At 58.4% G+C, this 16,677-nt stretch carries 15 protein-coding genes; 9 read left to right on the forward strand and 6 right to left on the reverse strand.

The genetic code is table 11. The features are described 5' to 3' along the window. Window positions 1–54: 54 nt before the first annotated feature. From F617_RS0119000 to F617_RS0119025, 6 genes are read left to right on the forward strand one after another with little or no spacing between them, the layout of a single operon-like run. Window positions 55–2,385: an alginate lyase gene (locus F617_RS0119000; RefSeq protein WP_026330949.1), complete on the forward strand. Its 2,331-nt coding sequence runs from the start codon at window positions 55–57 to the stop codon at window positions 2,383–2,385. A gap of 18 nt (window positions 2,386–2,403) precedes the next feature. Continuing rightward, window positions 2,404–3,153 carry an SDR family NAD(P)-dependent oxidoreductase gene (locus F617_RS0119005; protein ID WP_019566345.1) on the forward strand — a complete coding sequence of 250 codons (750 nt, stop codon included), beginning with the start codon at window positions 2,404–2,406 and terminating at the stop codon, window positions 3,151–3,153. A 15-nt stretch (window positions 3,154–3,168) separates the two neighbouring features. Next, the gene (locus F617_RS0119010) at window positions 3,169–4,338 is read left to right on the forward strand and encodes an SGNH/GDSL hydrolase family protein (RefSeq protein ID WP_019566346.1); all 1,170 of its coding nucleotides are present in this window, start codon (window positions 3,169–3,171) and stop codon (window positions 4,336–4,338) included. After that, complete coding sequence (locus F617_RS0119015; RefSeq protein ID WP_026330950.1) at window positions 4,335–5,369, forward strand: hydroxyacid dehydrogenase; 1,035 nt, start codon at window positions 4,335–4,337, stop codon at window positions 5,367–5,369. The genes F617_RS0119010 and F617_RS0119015 overlap by 4 nt, the downstream gene beginning before the upstream one ends. Next, a complete protein-coding gene (locus F617_RS0119020) occupies window positions 5,366–6,163 on the forward strand; it encodes a sugar phosphate isomerase/epimerase (protein ID WP_019566348.1) in 798 nt (265 codons plus the stop codon). Before F617_RS0119015 ends, F617_RS0119020 begins: the two co-directional genes overlap by 4 nt. Then, the gene (locus F617_RS0119025; RefSeq protein WP_019566349.1) at window positions 6,163–7,410 is read left to right on the forward strand and encodes a glucarate dehydratase family protein; all 1,248 of its coding nucleotides are present in this window, start codon (window positions 6,163–6,165) and stop codon (window positions 7,408–7,410) included. Before F617_RS0119020 ends, F617_RS0119025 begins: the two co-directional genes overlap by 1 nt. A gap of 196 nt (window positions 7,411–7,606) precedes the next feature. Here F617_RS0119025 and F617_RS0119030 read toward each other — a convergent pair whose 3' ends face one another. Continuing rightward, window positions 7,607–7,906 carry a DUF982 domain-containing protein gene (locus F617_RS0119030; protein WP_019566350.1) on the reverse strand — a complete coding sequence of 100 codons (300 nt, stop codon included), beginning with the start codon at window positions 7,904–7,906 and terminating at the stop codon, window positions 7,607–7,609. A gap of 73 nt (window positions 7,907–7,979) precedes the next feature. Then, entirely contained in the window at window positions 7,980–8,456 is a 477-nt protein-coding gene (locus F617_RS0119035) for an Hsp20 family protein (RefSeq protein WP_026330951.1), read from the reverse strand. 687 nt (window positions 8,457–9,143) lie between these two features. Between F617_RS0119035 and F617_RS0119040 the strand changes: the two genes are divergently transcribed. The 3 genes from F617_RS0119040 to F617_RS0119050 are packed head-to-tail and all read left to right on the forward strand — an operon-like array spanning window position 9,144 to window position 12,798. Then, on the forward strand, window positions 9,144–10,346 hold the full coding sequence (locus F617_RS0119040) for a glycosyltransferase family 4 protein (protein ID WP_019566352.1): 1,203 nt from the start codon (window positions 9,144–9,146) through the stop codon (window positions 10,344–10,346). Further along, on the forward strand, window positions 10,343–11,626 hold the full coding sequence (locus F617_RS0119045) for a glycosyltransferase family 4 protein (protein ID WP_019566353.1): 1,284 nt from the start codon (window positions 10,343–10,345) through the stop codon (window positions 11,624–11,626). Before F617_RS0119040 ends, F617_RS0119045 begins: the two co-directional genes overlap by 4 nt. Next, the gene (locus F617_RS0119050) at window positions 11,623–12,798 is read left to right on the forward strand and encodes a glycosyltransferase (protein ID WP_019566354.1); all 1,176 of its coding nucleotides are present in this window, start codon (window positions 11,623–11,625) and stop codon (window positions 12,796–12,798) included. The genes F617_RS0119045 and F617_RS0119050 overlap by 4 nt, the downstream gene beginning before the upstream one ends. On the opposite strand, the gene F617_RS0119055 is transcribed toward F617_RS0119050, so the two are convergent. The 4 genes from F617_RS0119055 to F617_RS0119070 all read right to left on the reverse strand — a co-directional run bounded on the left by F617_RS0119055 (window position 12,762) and on the right by F617_RS0119070 (window position 16,499). Next, the gene (locus F617_RS0119055) at window positions 12,762–13,370 is read right to left on the reverse strand and encodes an acetyltransferase (protein WP_019566355.1); all 609 of its coding nucleotides are present in this window, start codon (window positions 13,368–13,370) and stop codon (window positions 12,762–12,764) included. The genes F617_RS0119050 and F617_RS0119055 overlap by 37 nt on opposite strands. Before the next feature lie 3 nt (window positions 13,371–13,373). After that, window positions 13,374–14,651, reverse strand: coding sequence for a hypothetical protein (locus tag F617_RS0119060; protein WP_019566356.1), 1,278 nt, complete (start codon window positions 14,649–14,651; stop codon window positions 13,374–13,376). Next, complete coding sequence (locus F617_RS27195; protein ID WP_245260829.1) at window positions 14,651–15,280, reverse strand: YdcF family protein; 630 nt, start codon at window positions 15,278–15,280, stop codon at window positions 14,651–14,653. Before F617_RS27195 ends, F617_RS0119060 begins: the two co-directional genes overlap by 1 nt. Before the next feature lie 73 nt (window positions 15,281–15,353). Continuing rightward, a complete protein-coding gene (locus F617_RS0119070) occupies window positions 15,354–16,499 on the reverse strand; it encodes an MraY family glycosyltransferase (RefSeq protein WP_019566358.1) in 1,146 nt (381 codons plus the stop codon). Window positions 16,500–16,677: the final 178 nt, after the last annotated feature.

The raw sequence follows: 16,677 nt of genomic DNA on the forward strand, positions 1-16,677 counted from the left end.
GCGGCTTTGTCGCCGCCATCCTTTCCCTTCTGTTTTCATAGGAGTTAGAGCGCAATGTGTCCCTCTGCCCCGGCCATCTCCCGACAGACACTTCTCGATGAACCCCGGCCGGGTTCATTGACCATTGGCTACGAGCCAAGCGAAGAAGTGCCGCCGACGGAGAACCCTCCGCGCTTTTCATGGCTGCCCGACATCGACGACGGTGCGCGCTACGTATTGCGGATTTCGTCCGATCCCGGTTTTGCAGACAAAAAGACGCTCGTCTTTGAAGATCTCGCGTGGAATTTCTTTACGCCGGACGAAGCCCTTCCGGAAGGCCGCTATCACTGGTGTTATGCGTTGTGGGGCCAGACGTCCGCGACGCCGGATTCCAACTGGAGTACCGTACGCAGCTTCGAGATCGGCGCTTCGCTGCCGAAAACGCCGCTACCCGGCAGGAAGGCGCGTCATGCAGCCGCGCATGCCAGCCATCCACGGCTCTGGCTCAATCCGGAACAGTTGCGCTGCTTCTCGGAGGCGGTGGCAAAGGACCCCAATCATTGCAACTGGTCCGTGTTCTACGAGAAATCGGCAAAACCCTGGCTTGAGCGCCCGATCATACCGGAACCTCAGCCTTATCCCAACAATATGCGCGTCGCAGGACTCTGGCGACAGATGTATATCGACTGCCAGGAAGTGATCTATGCGATCCGGCACCTGGCCATTGCCGGTCGGGTTCTCGGACGCGACGAACTACTCGATGCGTCCCGCAAGTGGCTGCTGGCAGTCGCTGGCTGGGATCCGAAAGGCGCGACCTCCCGGGCCTATAATGACGAGGCGGGGTTCCGCGTCGTCGTGGCACTGGCCTGGGGCTATGACTGGCTATACGATTATCTGAGCGAAGACGAGCGCGAGACCGTACGCTCGGTTCTTCTTGAACGAACGCGGGAGGTCGCCGACCATGTTATTGCCCATGCCCGCATCCACGTGTTTCCCTATGACAGCCATGCCGTACGTTCGCTTTCGGCAGTATTGACGCCGGCCTGTATCGCACTTCAGGGCGAAAGCGACGAGGCGGGCGAATGGCTCGATTATACCGTTGAATTCCTCGCCACCCTCTATTCTCCCTGGGCTGGAACTGATGGTGGCTGGGCGGAAGGGCCACATTACTGGATGACCGGCATGGCTTATCTCATAGAGGCCGCCAATCTGGTCCGCTCCTATATCGGTTACGATCTTTATCAGCGGCCATTTTTCCAGAACACGGGGCGCTTCCCGCTTTATACCAAGGCGCCGGGAACCCGTCGCGCCAATTTTGGCGACGACTCCACGCTTGGCGATCTTCCCGGCCTGAAACTGGGTTACAATGTTCGGCAATTTGCCGGCGTTACAGGCAACGGCCATTACCAATGGTATTTCGATCACATCAAGGCCGATGCGACGGGCACAGAAATGGCCTTCTACAATTACGGCTGGTGGGACCTGAACTTCGACGATCTCGTCTATCGTCACGACTATCAGCAGGTGGAAGCAGTCTCGCCTGCAGACTTGCCGGCACTCGCTGTTTTCGATGATATCGGTTGGGCGACCATACAGCAACATATGGAAGACCCGGAACGGCATCTGCAATTCGTCTTCAAATCCAGTCCCTACGGTTCGCTAAGCCACAGCCATGGCGACCAGAATGCCTTTGTCCTCTATGCCTACGGCGAGGATCTGGCGATCCAGTCCGGCTATTACGTGGCGTTCAACTCGCAGATGCATCTGAACTGGCGCCGTGAGACACGGTCGAAGAACGCCGTCCTGATCGGCGGTAAGGGACAATATGCGGAAAAGGACAAGGCACTCGCGCGTCGTGCCGCCGGCCGTATCGTATCGGTTGAGGAAAATCCCGGACATATCCGGATCCTCGGAGATGCGACGTCTGCCTATCAGGTCGCGAACCCGCTGGTTATGAAAGCGCAGCGCGAAATGCACTTCGTCAACGACAGCTATTTCGTGATTGTCGATGAGGTGGAGTGCTCCGAGCCCCAGGAACTGCAATGGCTTTGCCATACCACAGGAGCACCGCAGACCGGCAAGTCTAGCTTTCGCTACAATGGCCAAAAGGCGGGCTTTTACGGCCAGTTTGTCTTCTCGTCAGCCGGCACACCGCAGATCGCGGCCGTCGAAGGTTTTCCCGACATTGATCCCAAGGAGTTCGAGGGTCTTGATATCCACCATCACGTCTGCGCCACGGTTCCGGCAGCAACTCGGCATCGGCTGGTCACCCTTCTGGTGCCTTACAGTTTAAGGGAGCCGAAGCGCATCTTCAGCTTCATAGACGATCAGGGTTTTTCGACCGACATCTATTTCAGCGACGTCGACGACCAGCGTTTCAAGCTCTCCCTTCCCAAGCAATTCTAACCATACGAGGTTCTTCAAATGCAGCGTTTTACCAACATGACCGTTGTTGTAGCCGGCGCCGGCCGGGATATCGGCCGGGCATGCGCCATTCGTTTTGCGCAGGAAGGCGCCAATGTCGTCCTCACCTACAATGGAGCCGCTGAAGGTGCGGCCACGGCTGTTGCCGAAATCGAAAAGCTTGGCCGTTCGGCTCTGGCGATCAAGGCAGACCTGACAAACGCAAGCGAAGTAGAGGCTGCCATTTCTGCTGCCGCAGACAAATTTGGCGAGATCCATGGCGTCGTCCATGTTGCGGGTGGGCTTATCGCCCGCAAGACAATCGCTGACATGGACGAAGCCTTCTGGCATCAGGTCCTCGACGTCAACCTGACGTCGCTGTTCCTGACAGCCAAGGCCGCACTGCCCAAAATGGCAAAGGGCGGCGCGATCGTAACCTTCTCGTCGCAGGCGGGCCGTGACGGCGGTGGGCCGGGCGCGCTCGCCTATGCCACTTCCAAGGGTGCCGTGATGACCTTTACCCGAGGACTTGCCAAGGAAGTTGGCCCGAATATTCGCGTCAACGCCGTCTGCCCCGGCATGATCTCCACCACCTTCCACGACACCTTCACCAAACCCGAAGTGCGTGAAAGGGTGGCGGGCGCCACATCGCTGAAGCGCGAAGGCTCAAGCGAAGACGTTGCCGGTCTGGTGGCGTTTCTTGCGTCCGACGATGCCGCTTATATCACCGGCGCCTGCTACGACATCAATGGCGGCGTCCTGTTCTCCTGATATCCGGTGAAAACCATGTCCGTATCGTTACCAAGGGCGAGCCGGATTGCCGTTCTCGGCACTTCGCTCGTCCAACAGAACCATATTGGCGACGCGTCCTCGCTGGCCACATCGGCCCGCGGCTGGATGAGTTGGGCCGAGGTATTGTCGCATGGCAGGCTTTGCTGCCCTGTCCACCATGATCCATCAGCACCAACAGGCTGGGAACCGAGCAATCGACCGGGTGTCAGCCGGTTCTTTTCCGGCCTCAATTTCGGAGTTTCCGGCCAGAAGGCAATCGAGATCGAACGGCGGCTACCGCGACTGCTGCAATCGGATTTCGATCTGGTCATCGTCGATGCCGGCACCAACGACATGATGGTGGAAACACGCCAGACGATTGCCGATACACGGGCGCGGATCGCTTCGGCTCTGCTCGACGCAGGCAAAACCGTCATCCTGCTCCCGATCCTCGCCCGTGGCACCGGGAAATGGCCGGCAGGCGGTGCAGAGCGGGCAAAAGCGCACTGGATCAACCGGCAGAGCATCGAATTTGCCGCAGATAATGCCAATTGCCATGTCTTCGACTGGAACTCGGCATGGGTCGATCCCGAAAGTGAATTCGGCGAGCCTCACCCCGGCTATTCCGACGACGGCACCCATTTTGCGGTGACAGGCGCTTTTGCCGTAGGAAAGCTGCTTGCCACTTATCTGGAGGCGATCGTGCCGCGAGCGCCGGCCCGTATCCTGGCGACAGACGATCGTTTTGACCCGGTGAACAATCCAGCAGGCAATCTGGCATCTGATTTTTCAGCCCTGACAGTCACGGAAACAGGTGAACAAAGCCACCGTCTCGGCGGGCGGCTTGTCCATCCGGGCACAGGCTTATGGGTGGAGGCCATATGCGATGTTGATGTGCCGGCGCATTGCGACGTACTCGGAATATCGCTGCGTCTGAAAGATGCTGCAGCCGAAGGACAGGAGGCGGTAGCACTTGCGCCTTTCCCTGCCGAAGACGGCACATTTTTTCCTTTCCCCGCCACCCAATGGACAGGGGCGCTCAGAACTCCTCCCCTGAAACTCAGGCCAGGTGAAGCCCCTCCGGAAGTTTTTCTCGATGTGATCCTGCGGCCCGGTTCTCAACCGATCGAAATCGACGTCAACCGCATCGAGGTTCGACCTGTTTCAAGTCCGGTACGCCAATGAGACCATCTCAAGAGAAACCACGGCTGTTGATCGCCATGCGGAACGAGCTTCCCGAAGGTTTTTTTGGTTCGCGCGAATGGGCACGCATGAATGCCGTAACCGACATCATACCGGGTTTCCCCTACACGGATTTCGACACGGAAGCGGGAGCAGAAGCGTTGGCCGAGGCGGACATTCTCCTCGCCGCCTGGGGCACGCCATCCCTGACACGCGAGCGCCTCGCCCGTGCGCCGAAGCTCAGGATGGTCGCTTATGCCGCGTCCTCGGTGCGCGCTGTTGCCCCCGCCGAATTCTGGGAAACATCCGATATTCTTATCACCACGGCGGCATCGGCCATGGCCGTGCCGGTTGCCGAGTTTACCTATGCGGCAATCATCATGTGCGGCAAGGATGTGTTTCGTCTGAGAGACGAGCATCGGGTAGAGCGCGGCACCGGCGGTTTTGGCAGCAGACGTGGCATGAGCCTGCCCTATCTCGGCAATCATTCCCGCAAAGTCGGCATCGTCGGCGCGTCACGGATTGGTCGGCTTGTCATGGAGATGCTGACGCGCGGAAAATTCGAGATCGCCGCCTACGACCCGTTTCTTTCGGTGGAAGACGCGGCCGCACTTGGTGCTACGAAAATGGAGCTCGACGAGCTTCTCGCCTGGTGCGATGTGGTCTCCCTGCACGCGCCGATCCTGCCTGAAACCCGCCACATGATTGGTGCCCGCGAACTGGCGCTGCTGGCGGATCATGCAATCTTCATCAACACGGCACGGGGCTGGCTGGTCGATCACGACGCATTGCTGGCCGAGGCACTTTCCGGGCGGCTGCGTATCCTGATCGATACACCGGAGCCGGAACCCTTGCCGACGGATAGCCCATTCTACGATTTGCCCAATGTCGTGCTCACCCCCCACATTGCCGGGGCGCTGGGAAATGAATTGCGGGCGCTTTCCGATCTCGCCATTACCGAGATCGAACGTTTCGTCGCGGGGCAAGCCTCGCTTCACCCGGTCCATAAACAGGATATGGAGCGTATGGCATGAGCGCTTTCGATTACTGTTTTTCAACGCTTGGCTGCTCCGAACTTAGCCTGCACGAAGCGGCCGATCTGGCACAGAGGCATGGCATCGGGCATGTGGAGTTGCGCACGCTCTCCGGTACGGTCGACCTCATCCCGGCACTCACTGCCGAATTTGCTACTCCTTCCAGATTTGCAGCCTTTCTGGCCGAAAGTGATCTCGAGGTTGCCGCCCTAAACACATCCATTCGCCTGTTCGGCAGCACCGATCTTTCCGCCGTCGAGCCCTTTATAGACTGGGCGGAAGCCGCAAACATTTCCTATCTGCGCATCTTCGACGGTGGCAAACAGTTGGGACAGGATGAGATGACGCAGGCAGCGGGCCTGTTGGACAACTGGCAATCGCTGCGACTATCACGCGGTCTGAATGTCGACCTCATGATCGAAACACACGACGCGCTGGCGGACTTCGAGCAGCTTCTCGCCTTCATCGCGTGCGTGCCAGCATCGAAGCTCTTGTGGGACACTCACCACACCTGGGCCAAAGGCAGCGATCTCAAAATCCTTTGGCAACACATCGCACAAAATGTCGTCCATCTGCACGTCAAGGACAGCACCACGGACAGCGATGGCCGACGACGCTACGTATTGCCCGGCCATGGCGATTTTCCCATGGCGGAACTGCTTTCGCTTTTACAGTCGGATGAACGACATATCCCTCTCAGTCTGGAATGGGAACGCCACTGGCATCCCGAACTGTCCCCGCTGGACGATGCGCTAAAGGCTGCGCGCGGCTGGTGGCGACAAGGAGCTTTTTAATGCGCATAGCCGAAATTCACCTCACACCGGTCGCCATTCCCGACAGACCGCTACTGAACTGTAAAGGCGTGCATCAGCCGCATGCGTTGCGCACCGTCATCGAGGTCATATGTGACGACGGTACGGTCGGCCTTGGTGAAAGTTACGGAAGTATCAAGGCGCTGGATGGGTTGCGACGGGCGGCCCCTGCCCTGATCGGGCTCGACCCGTTTCATCTTCACGAGCTGAAATCTCGCGTCATCACCGCATTGCCCGGCAGTGGCGGCATCAACGCAAAATCGGCGGTGGCCGATCACAAGTTGACGGACGTGGTTGCCTCAGCCTTTGAAGTCCCCTGCCTCGACATTCAGGGCAAGCTTCTCGGGCGGCCGGTCTCGGATCTGCTTGGTGGCGCCATTCGTACCAGCGTTCCGTTCAGCGCCTACCTGTTCTTCAAATTCGCAGCCCATATAGGTGAAGCCGAGGATGAATGGGGAGAGGTACTTACTCCTGATCAGGTGGTTGGCGAAGCCCGCAGGATGGTCGACACATACGGTTTCCAGTCGCTGAAGCTCAAGGGTGGCGTGCTGCATCCGGATCTCGAGATCGAGACCATGCTGAAGCTTCGGGAAGCTTTTCCCAAGCATCCGCTGCGGATCGACCCCAATGGCGGCTGGACTGTGGACACGGCCATCTACATCGCACACAAGCTTGAGAATATCCTTGAATATCTCGAGGATCCGGTCATCGGTATGGATCAGATGGCACAAGTCGCAGCCGCTACGTCGATCCCGCTCGCCACGAACATGATCGTCCTTGAATTCGACCAGATCGCCGCGGCCTTCCGCAAAAATGCGGTGCAGATTGTGCTGTCAGATCACCATTATTGGGGTGGACTGCGCGCCTCGACCCATCTCGGAAAAATTTGCGAGACACTGGGTCTTGGCGTCTCCATGCATTCCAACTCGCATCTCGGGATCACTCTGGCGGCGATGGTCCATGCTGCCGCCGCAACGCCGAACCTGAGCTTCGATTGCGACACGCATTACCCATGGACCGGTGTCGACGTGATCGAGGGCACGCCGTTCACGTTCCGTGGCGGTCGCCTCGATGTCCCCAATGGGCCGGGACTTGGCGTGACGCTCGATCGGCAAAAACTCACCGAACTTGCGGCACTTTACGAACAGACCTCGATGAAAGAACGCGATGATACAGCCTATATGAAGCTCTTCGACCCAGACTATGAAAGACGTGTGCCACGCTGGTGACGAGAAGATGCCATGTTACACCCTCGTCAACCTCGAGGCAGCACACCTGTCCTCCTTACCCAGACCGTGACAGTCTTCGCGGTAATCGCTTTCGCAGGGGCGGCAAATCAGCTCGCTCGGCATTCTAGAGCCCGTGCACGATACCGCCCCCGCATAACGGACAACTAGCCGCTACACATTTATAACCGTGTCTATCTCAATTCACATGCGGATCTCTGTCGCGCAAAAGACGAGACGCGGCGATGACACCATCTTCCGGTGCAAGTAGATCGTGTCTTTCGGCAAAGGCCACGAACAAACCGCGGGCGGTCTCCGCTTCAATTTCGCCGCGCAACGCGGCAGCGCATGCCTTAAGCGCAATGGAATGTGCGCTATCTCGGTTTGTTGCGGGCCACTCGGAAAGATGTCGGTATGCCTCCAGCACGTTTCGAACCTCCGCTGGAAAGCCGAGACCGACAAGAATGAAAACAGGCTGTCTGAACATATCGGGTTTCATTGCTTTCTCCTTCCCATCCCGGATATTCGTGGGCGCCATCGCGACGGCGCCCCTGTTCATCCAACAATGTAAATCAAGCCGCCTTCTGTGCTTCGATCTGGCCCGGGGCAACTGTCGGCACCAGAACCGCATCGGTCTGGATGTCGATTTTCCGGGGCTTCAGGGCCTCCGGGATTTCGCGGACGAGATCGATCGAAAGGAGACCGTTTTTCAGTTCGGCGCCGCTCACTCTGACATGATCGGCGAGTTCGAACCGATGCTCGAACGGACGGGCCGCAATGCCGCGGTGCAGGTAGCCCTCCGCGGGTGTCTCCTGCCTCTTGCCTGTCACGGTCAGGAGATTGGACTGGAAAGTGATGTCGATCTCGTCCCGTGTAAAACCAGCCACCGCAATAGAAATCTGATAGCTGTCTTCGGCCGTCCTGATAATGTCATAGGGCGGCCAGTCACTGATCGAGCGGGTGCGCTGGGCGTTTTCGAGAAGATTGAAGACCCGGTCGAATCCGATGCTCGATCGGTACAACGGTGCATAGTCGTAAGATGTTGCCATAACCATATCCTCCTTGAAGCAACATGGGTACCAAAGCGCCAAAAGCGGCGCTTCCAGCACGGCCAGTCCTGTCATCAGCGACTGGCGGCTGACGATTTGGTTTTTCGTGTTTTCAAAATCAAGAGGCGAAGCGAACGAAATTTGCTTTCGCACCCGTATTAAATATGGCTCGGGTACCGCGCGATCAAACGCCTCCAGCCACGCCGATATTCGGCCCGGGAAGCAGGATTTCTGCCCGAGCCTTGGCACAACCTGGAACCGCCATTGAGGCGCCGCTCTCCTGGACATCGGCGGGTAACTCGGTCGGACTCGGTGTTACATCCATATCTAAGACAGGACTTCGGTTCGAGGCCACAGAGCGTCGCGTGCGGCTGCGCCTCGGGACGGCGCGCAGTCAGCTCGCGATCCACATCGGCCGTCCCTGCCATTGATTGGCCGGGGCATCATGGATTTCATAACCCATAAGGGCGTCATCTGCGTTTCAGCTACCAAAAGGATAGTACGGCGCCAACTTCGGAGTAATAGCCACTCCGTATCATGAGCCCACTAGTCCTTACGACCAGCTTGCCGCCTGTTTTCACCTCGCCAAGAATGCTCCTTCAGACCGGACATTTCGTGGGAGAAAAAAGCGTGAGGACGATCTTCCTGAATAGGTACGGTTTCCCCGACCAGTCGGCAACAAGCCGTATGATATCATCGCTCGCCTTTTCAATGGCGCAGCGCGGAATGAATGTGACTGTCGTTGCAAGTCGCGAAATACACAATCATCCCGGAAGCGTGTTGCCCGCAACCGAAACGGTTCGGGGTGTACATATCCGACGGCTCGCAAGCGGCCGCTTCGGCCGGCACAGCCTCATGCGCCGTAGCATTGATTATCTTCTTTTTCAGGTGCTTGCATTCGCCTGGCTTCTGCGCAACGTTCGGGCGACGGACACGGTCGTTGTCTGCACCGATCCTCCGCTCCTCTCCGTCATGAGCAGCATCGCGATCCGCCTCAAGGGCGCACTCATGGTGAACTGGATCATGGATCTTTTTCCGGAGACCGCAATCGAGCTTGGATTTTTCAGGAAACGTGCACGGTGGCTTGCGCCATGGCTGACGCAGGCGCGCAACTGGTCTCTGCGATCCCCCGGCGTGGTTGTCTGCCCTACCGACAAGATGGCGGAATTCCTCTTCACTCAAGGCCTTGCAAAGGACCGAGTCAGCGTCCTGCATCACTGGTCGGATGGGGAGGAAATCTATCCTGTCTTGCCCAAGGATAACAGCCTGCGGAAGGCGTGGGGACTGCAGGATGTGTTTGTCGTTGGCTATTCAGGAAACTTCGGGCGGGCGCATGAGTTCGGCACTATGCTGGCAGCGGCGAAACGTCTGGAGCACCGGCAGGATATACGGTTCCTTCTCATTGGCGGCGGACACCAGCACGCGGCTGTGAAGACTGTCGTTCAGGATCTCGGTCTTCATAACGTCATCTTCAAGCCGCTGCAGCCCGTGGAGAAACTTGCTGAAAGCCTGAGCGTTGCGGATGTGCATCTGGTCTCGCTGCTGCCGGAACTGGAACACTGCATCATTCCAAGCAAATTCTATGGAATCCTGGCGGCCGGGAGGCCAACGATCTTCGTCGGCGACCCGGATGGAGAGGTGCCGCGCGTTCTCAGAGCCAAAGGATGCGGCAGCACCGTCGAAATCGGAGAGACCGAAAAGCTCTCCGGCACCATCGAAAAGCTCTGCGACGACCCAGATGCCACGACAGCAATGGGGGATGCGGCACGGCGGCTGTTGTGTGCCGACTATTCCCGAGAAAAGGCGGCAGATGCCTGGGCAGTGCTGATCGCCGGGCTGCAGACTGTCGAGCCTTCCAGGCCACCTATCGCTCAAGGTATCTCGTCATGAAAGACAAAGTCGTCGTCAGTCAGCTCGGCGCCCGCATGCATTATGCCGTACCGAGAATATTTGCATCCGCTGGCCGCCTTGCGCATTTTTACACTGATATATGCGCCACGAAAGGTTGGCCCCGGATCGTCAATTCGTTTCCGGCGACCCTTTATCCCGCACCTGTCAAACGGCTGGCCGGCCGGCTGCCCAAAGGCGTGCCGACAGCGCTGACGACGGTGTTTTCCAGCTTTGGCCTCCGTTCCGTGCTGCGCCACATGCGAACGAAAGACGTTGTAGAGGAAACCTCTCACGCGATCTGGGCCGGGTCGGTTTTCTCCGAAATGGTGGCCCGGCGCGGCTTCCATGGCGCAGATGGGCTCTACGCCTTCAGTGGCGACGCACTCGAACAGATGCGGGCGGCAAAACAGCAGGGCCTTTGGACCGCAGTCGAGCAAATGATCGCGCCACGCGATGTCGTCGAAACGCTTCTGGACCAGGAGATGATGAGGTTTCCCAAATGGGCCGGTCCTGTGCGGGATAATCCGCATGCGCGTCTATTCGCCGATCGGGAGAAAGCGGAGTGGCGCCTTGCAGATGTCATCGTCTGCCCGTCGGAATTTGTCCGCAAGCACGTGGTCGCATGTGGCGGGCCGGAAGACCGGTGTGTCGTCGTTCCCTATGGGGTCAATGCCAGCGCTGCCATCGACAGACCGGCGCGCATGCCGGGGCCAATCAGGGTCCTGACCGTAGGCGAAGTCGGGCTGCGCAAGGGATCGCCCTATGTTGTGGAAGCCGCCAGATTGATGGAGGGCGCCGCCCGCTTCCGGATGGCGGGCCGCGTTCGTGTGCCCGATGACGTCAAGCAGGAGATTTCGCAATGGGTCGAGCTAAGAGGGATCGTTCCGCGCTCGCAGATCGTCGAGGAGTTTCGGTGGGCGGATGTCTTCCTGCTGCCGTCGCTCTGCGAAGGCTCCGCGACCGCCGTCTATGAAGCGCTGGCAGCGGGCCTGCCGGTTATAACGACCGAAAATACCGGCAGCGTCGTTCGCGATGGTATCGAAGGTTTCATCGTTCCCGTCTGCGATCCGGAAGCTATCGCAACTGCGGTGCGTGCGCTTGCCGACAATCCTGAGCTCAGGCGAAGCATGTCCACCAATGCACTCCTGCGCGCAGCCGAACATACCGTGGAGTCATATGGCGAGCGGCTTCTTGCCGCCTTGTCCGGGCCGAATCTGTCGGGGTCGGCGGGTCTTTGCATGGCCGATGACACGCGATACCTGGGGAACAAAGAGACATGAAGATCATCCACGTCATCGCTTCGATTGATCCCAAATACGGCGGCTTGCAGGCCGTTGCCATGCGCTTAGCCGCTGCACAGGCCGGCCTCGGCGCAGATGTGAATATCGTCAGCTATGGCGACGCCGCCATTGAAGCGCAGGTCAAGGAAATTGGCCGCACCATACCGCATTTCGAGAATATCCACTGGCATCTCCTGCCGCCAGCCGGGAGGCTGGAGACATTGTTCTGCTTCAGGGGCCGGCGCATGCTGAAAGCCGTGCTGAAAGATGCCTCCTTCATGCATATTCACGGCGTGTGGGAGCCATTTCTGCTCTATGCTTCCAAGCTCGCCCGCGCCGCTGGCGTACCCTACTGCATTTGCCCGGCCGGCATGCTGGACCATTGGAGTCTCGGCCAGCGATCGTGGAAAAAGAAGATCGCCCTGATGCTGTGCTACCGCAAGATGCTGAACGAGGCTGCGTTCCTTCACCTGTTAAATGTCGATGAAATGGCAGCTGTAGAGCCGCTGAATCTCCAGGCACGAAATCTGATCATTCCGAACGGTGTTTTTGCCGAGGAATTCGATCCCCTGCCCGCCCGAGGACATTTCAGGCAGAAAATCGCCCTGGCGCACGGCAGGCGATACATTCTGTTCCTGTCACGCCTGCACATCAAAAAGGGTATCGACATCCTTGCCTCGGCCTTTTCGGCTATCTGTGACACCTACGTCGACGTTGATCTCGTCGTCGCAGGCCCGCCCGGTGGAGCAGAGGGCCACTTCATGCACCTGGTGAAAAAACTTAACATCCGGCACCGCGTCTTTATGGTCGGAGCGATCTACGGCGAAGCGAAGCTCGAAGCCATGGTCGATGCCGACTGTTTCTGCCTGCCAAGCCGACAGGAGGGTTTCAGCATGGCAATCACCGAAGCGCTTGCCTGCGGCACGCCTGTTGTTATCACCGACCAGTGTCACTTTCCCGAAGTCGGAGCTGCCGATGCCGGGGTTATCGTCTCGGTTGACGCGGCAGAAGTTGCCAAAGGCTTGGCAAGCGTGCTCAGCAATCCCGCCAAGGCGAGGACGATGGGCGAAAACGGCCGCCGACTCGTGCTGGAGAAATTCACCTGGCCGGCAATCGCCCATGCCACGCTTGAAGGTTATCGGCTGAGCGCGTTGGACGCGGCCGCTTCCTGACGACGCGAGCCGACTGGTCTTGCCGGATTGCCGACATAGATCGTCCAGGGCTCCAATGACTTCGCGGTAACGGCTCGCGCGCCGAGAACAGCCCCCTTGCCGACGACGACACCGGGACCGACGAAGGCTTCCGCCGCCACCCACGCGTCCTCCTCGATCACCACCGGCTGCGTCACGAGGGGAAACGCACTATCCTGAACGTCATGCGACCCGGTGCACAGATGGGCACGTTGCGAGACAGAGGCATATTGGCCGATGGTGATCATGTCGACGTTGTAGCAGATCACCCCAGGTCCGAGAGATGAATGACGCTCCATGACGAGGTGCCCCGGCCACCAAACGATCGCCTTGGAATGCACCATCGCCGTGGCATGCAGGCGCGCGCCGAAACTACGCAGGAGAAAATTGCGCCAGCGCCGCATCGGCGGAGGCGTCCAGGAGGCAAGAAGCCGCCAGACGATCATCCATACCAGCCGTTTCAATCGCAAATGCAGTGCAAAGGTCGGACCTCCGAAGCGCGGCAGAGGCGTCGTTGCATGCTGGAAGGCAGGATCGTCGTATCGTGAGCGCATGGCCTATCCTCCGGCTTGAGACGTCAAGGATGGTATCGCGTATCGACGCTGCTGCACGCGCGCGGGTATGACGGCAAATGCCAGCGTCGGCGCTGCAAACATCAGCATATGCACCCAGACCATGAGAACCCAGTCGGTTTGATGCGAGATGGCGTGCATGGACGGTATGATCGACAGCAGATAGGTGAATTGCGCAGCGAACTCGCCCGTGTTTGCGGTCACCCAGATCCGGCGCACCAGATAGGCGAGCAGGAAAAATTTGAACGCTCCCAGATACCAGAAGGATCCGAACGCATCCGCCATTCCGGTCTCGGTCGTGCCGAGGACAGGATTGTAGTCGCGCGATTGGACCGGCACCGGCAGCATGAAGGATTGCTTGACTTCCACGCCCACGAGTTGCGCGGGTACGAAGTTGAACACCAGCCTGTTCCAGTGGAACTTGCCGTAGTCGAATTGCAAGGTGTTTGCGGTGTTGTCGATCCGCATGATCGCGTTGCGCATCTCGTCGCCGCCGTCCCGGAACACTCTCTCGAGATTGCCGATGAAATCTATCTTCTTGATGTCATCCCACACGGGAGCGTCGTTGGCCTTGGTGATGGCGCGGTAGTCGCCCATGCTGTTCATCGACAGTGTGCCTAGGAAAAGTGCCACGATCACGAAGATGCGCGGGATCGCCCATCCCTTGTAAAACCACCATGCCAGCGCGAACATCATGATGAGTTCCACCGCTTCGGCGCGCTTTCCAGTTATCACGATGCGATCCAGGTAAAAGACGAGATCGAACGCAAGGACGGCCAGCGCCAGCCAGGAAAATCGCCGTGCAAGGCAAAGCACCGCAATGGCCAGACCATAGCTCAACAACCGCGAAAAGAAGATGTACATGACCGGAACTCCGGTCATCTGCACCGCAATGGTCAACTCTCCAGGCAAACGGCTAAGCTTGAAATAGAAGTAGGCGCCGGCGACCGAGAGAACGGCTGCGACGATCAGCAGACGTGTTTCATCGAAATCGATACGAAAGAATGCAAAGGGTTTTGCCGTTCTGCTCCACCCCCACCAGCACATGAACAGGCACAGCATCATAACGATTGCTGTTCTTGCAAACGCGCCTTCCGGCAAGAATCGTTCAGACGCCAGTCCGGGAACCTGGGGCAAGATGAAACTGAACGTGATGACGCCCGTCAGAAACGGGAACTCGTAAATTCGCTCCCGACGCATCATTCCCCAACAGATGAGCAGGATAACACCACCAAAGAGGCAAAAAACCAGAAGCGTGTTCATCAGGCGAGCCTCGCCTGAACCGGAGGAAAATCCTGCACGAAACTGCTTCTGAGGTCGTAGAGGAGCGCTTTGGCGTATTCCTTGAACACCTGCACCCCGTCGCCGTTGATGGTAAGCCGCCACAGCGACACGGTTCGTTGCGCAGGAAGGGAAATCCACTGAATTTGAGGCATCACAAACCGGAAACGCTTTACTGCGCGCCTTGAATGAAACCAGCTCGTGACCAGAATGGCGCTTTTTGCTCCCATTCCAGTCAGTATCGGCTGTGAGAATGTCGCGTTTTCCCAGGTGCTGAGCGAAAGACATTCCGTTGAGACGGCTGCGGAATCCACCCCCAATTGCACCAGCATGTCGCGGATGAAGTCGCAATCCCCATAACCAGTCACCAAAACGAGCGGCGCCCTTCCCTCGTGCCATAGTTTTGCGGCCTGAGCAGCTCGAGGTGGACCGTCACCGCCCAGAATAACGATGACGTCGGCTTGCGCAGGCGGGTCCTCCACGACAAGGAGCGACCCCGCTGAAACGAGGGCAAGTCCGTAGAGCCCGATTGAACTCAGCATCATCAAGCCCAGTAAAAACGCGTTCCGTTTCAACGGCGGTGCATTTCTGATGTTCTGGGAAATGCGCAAACGCGAAAGCCGTCCTTTCGAAACCGGTGTCGAGGGAATTCGCGTTCCGGGCCACGGCGCTTTCATGATGCGATTACTCATCACTCGCCGATTGCATGGCTCTTGGCTCCGGTGCGGCGTTGGCGGAGACAGGGAGACGCGCCACCTCGCGGTAGAGATCGAAATTTCCCCTGTGAAGCCAGGTTTTCGAGAGATAGCCCGTCGCGGTTAGAACGAAAGCCGTGTGGAGGGCAATCGGCACGAGAAGTCCGGCCGCCATCATTTCCGGCGGGATACCGGCTTTTATCCCCGCAAAACCGACGCCGCCGCAAATGAAGGAAATGACGACCAACGTGTTCGTTGCAGCCGCCGGCGTGAAACCATAGTCCAGCAGCAGATGATGAAAATGCCAGCGATCGGCCGACATTGGACTGCGACCGTTCATGATACGGCGAACAATCAGGCTGAGCGTATCTGTGATCGGCAGGATCACGATCCAGAGCAATGCCGGAAAGGATACGGCAGCGCTTGTGGTCGCCAGCAGGACGATAACATAGGCAATCGTCGCACCCAGTGCGGTACTGCCCGCATCGCCGAGGAATATGCTCGCCCGTGCGCGCCATGGACCGCGCATGTTGAAGACCAGAAAAGCGCAGAGGCATACGCAGAGTGCCTGAAGCGGCGGGATGACGTCGCCGATACCTGCGAAGATCGCTACGACCATTAGCCAGATCAACGCGACACCCGCAGTGCCGCCAGCAAGCCCGTCGACACCATCGAGCATGTTCCACGAATTCACCAGCCCGGTCACGAAGAGAACTCCGATGACGAAAAACAGCGGCAGGAACAGATCCGAATGCTGCGTGAACAGTACGCCGATGGAGAGAGAGCCGATATCGGCGCCGCCTACGAGAGCGATCGCCATTGCCAGTTGCATGAGAAGTCGTCCTGCTGCGGGCAGCGGCCGGCGATCATCGACGACGCCCATTAGCAGGATGACCGCCAGTCCGAGCCAGAAGTTCATGCCGAGAGCCTCGCTCCACCCACCAACGAAGGCGGAAACGGTGAAAGCGGCAAAGATTGCGATGCCACCGCAAAGCGGAACGGCTCCCGTGTGGCGTTTGCGGATTGAATCGGGGCGATCCACCAGCTGAAACACAATGGTCAGGCGCCTGAGAACGACGATGAGGGATACGCACAGAATGAAAGTGGCGATGGTATTGAAGAGTATCCCCGACATGTTTGATCCCCACGCTGAACCTTGGCGGCGCATTTGCGACGAAACTCGCCTCCTGACGATCCTAAAAAACACCGGCCCTGAGGGGTATGCGGGCAAAAGGCGTGTGAAATCCACCAAAGGGAGAGGGTGTCGAAATTAACGCCTACCCTGCCTACCCCCGAACCGGATCGACCATCGA

The organism is Agrobacterium sp. 10MFCol1.1, from assembly GCF_000381165.1.
Classification (GTDB): Bacteria; Pseudomonadota; Alphaproteobacteria; order Rhizobiales; family Rhizobiaceae; genus Agrobacterium; species Agrobacterium tumefaciens.

Bases quoted from the DNA above. Each gene is read 5' to 3' on its own strand.
- F617_RS0119055 (WP_019566355.1), bottom strand. From the start codon at position 13,370: ATGCGCTCACGATACGACGATCCTGCCTTCCAGCATGCAACGACGCCT.
- F617_RS0119005 (WP_019566345.1), top strand. From the start codon at position 2,404: ATGCAGCGTTTTACCAACATGACCGTTGTTGTAGCCGGCGCCGGCCGG.
- F617_RS0119025 (WP_019566349.1), top strand. From the start codon at position 6,163: ATGCGCATAGCCGAAATTCACCTCACACCGGTCGCCATTCCCGACAGA.
- F617_RS0119070 (WP_019566358.1), bottom strand. From the start codon at position 16,499: ATGTCGGGGATACTCTTCAATACCATCGCCACTTTCATTCTGTGCGTA.
- F617_RS0119060 (WP_019566356.1), bottom strand. From the start codon at position 14,651: ATGAACACGCTTCTGGTTTTTTGCCTCTTTGGTGGTGTTATCCTGCTC.
- F617_RS0119000 (WP_026330949.1), top strand. From the start codon at position 55: ATGTGTCCCTCTGCCCCGGCCATCTCCCGACAGACACTTCTCGATGAA.
- F617_RS0119030 (WP_019566350.1), bottom strand. From the start codon at position 7,906: ATGAAACCCGATATGTTCAGACAGCCTGTTTTCATTCTTGTCGGTCTC.
- F617_RS0119035 (WP_026330951.1), bottom strand. From the start codon at position 8,456: ATGGCAACATCTTACGACTATGCACCGTTGTACCGATCGAGCATCGGA.
- F617_RS0119040 (WP_019566352.1), top strand. From the start codon at position 9,144: ATGATATCATCGCTCGCCTTTTCAATGGCGCAGCGCGGAATGAATGTG.
- F617_RS0119045 (WP_019566353.1), top strand. From the start codon at position 10,343: ATGAAAGACAAAGTCGTCGTCAGTCAGCTCGGCGCCCGCATGCATTAT.
- F617_RS0119050 (WP_019566354.1), top strand. From the start codon at position 11,623: ATGAAGATCATCCACGTCATCGCTTCGATTGATCCCAAATACGGCGGC.
- F617_RS0119015 (WP_026330950.1), top strand. From the start codon at position 4,335: ATGAGACCATCTCAAGAGAAACCACGGCTGTTGATCGCCATGCGGAAC.
- F617_RS0119010 (WP_019566346.1), top strand. From the start codon at position 3,169: ATGTCCGTATCGTTACCAAGGGCGAGCCGGATTGCCGTTCTCGGCACT.
- F617_RS0119020 (WP_019566348.1), top strand. From the start codon at position 5,366: ATGAGCGCTTTCGATTACTGTTTTTCAACGCTTGGCTGCTCCGAACTT.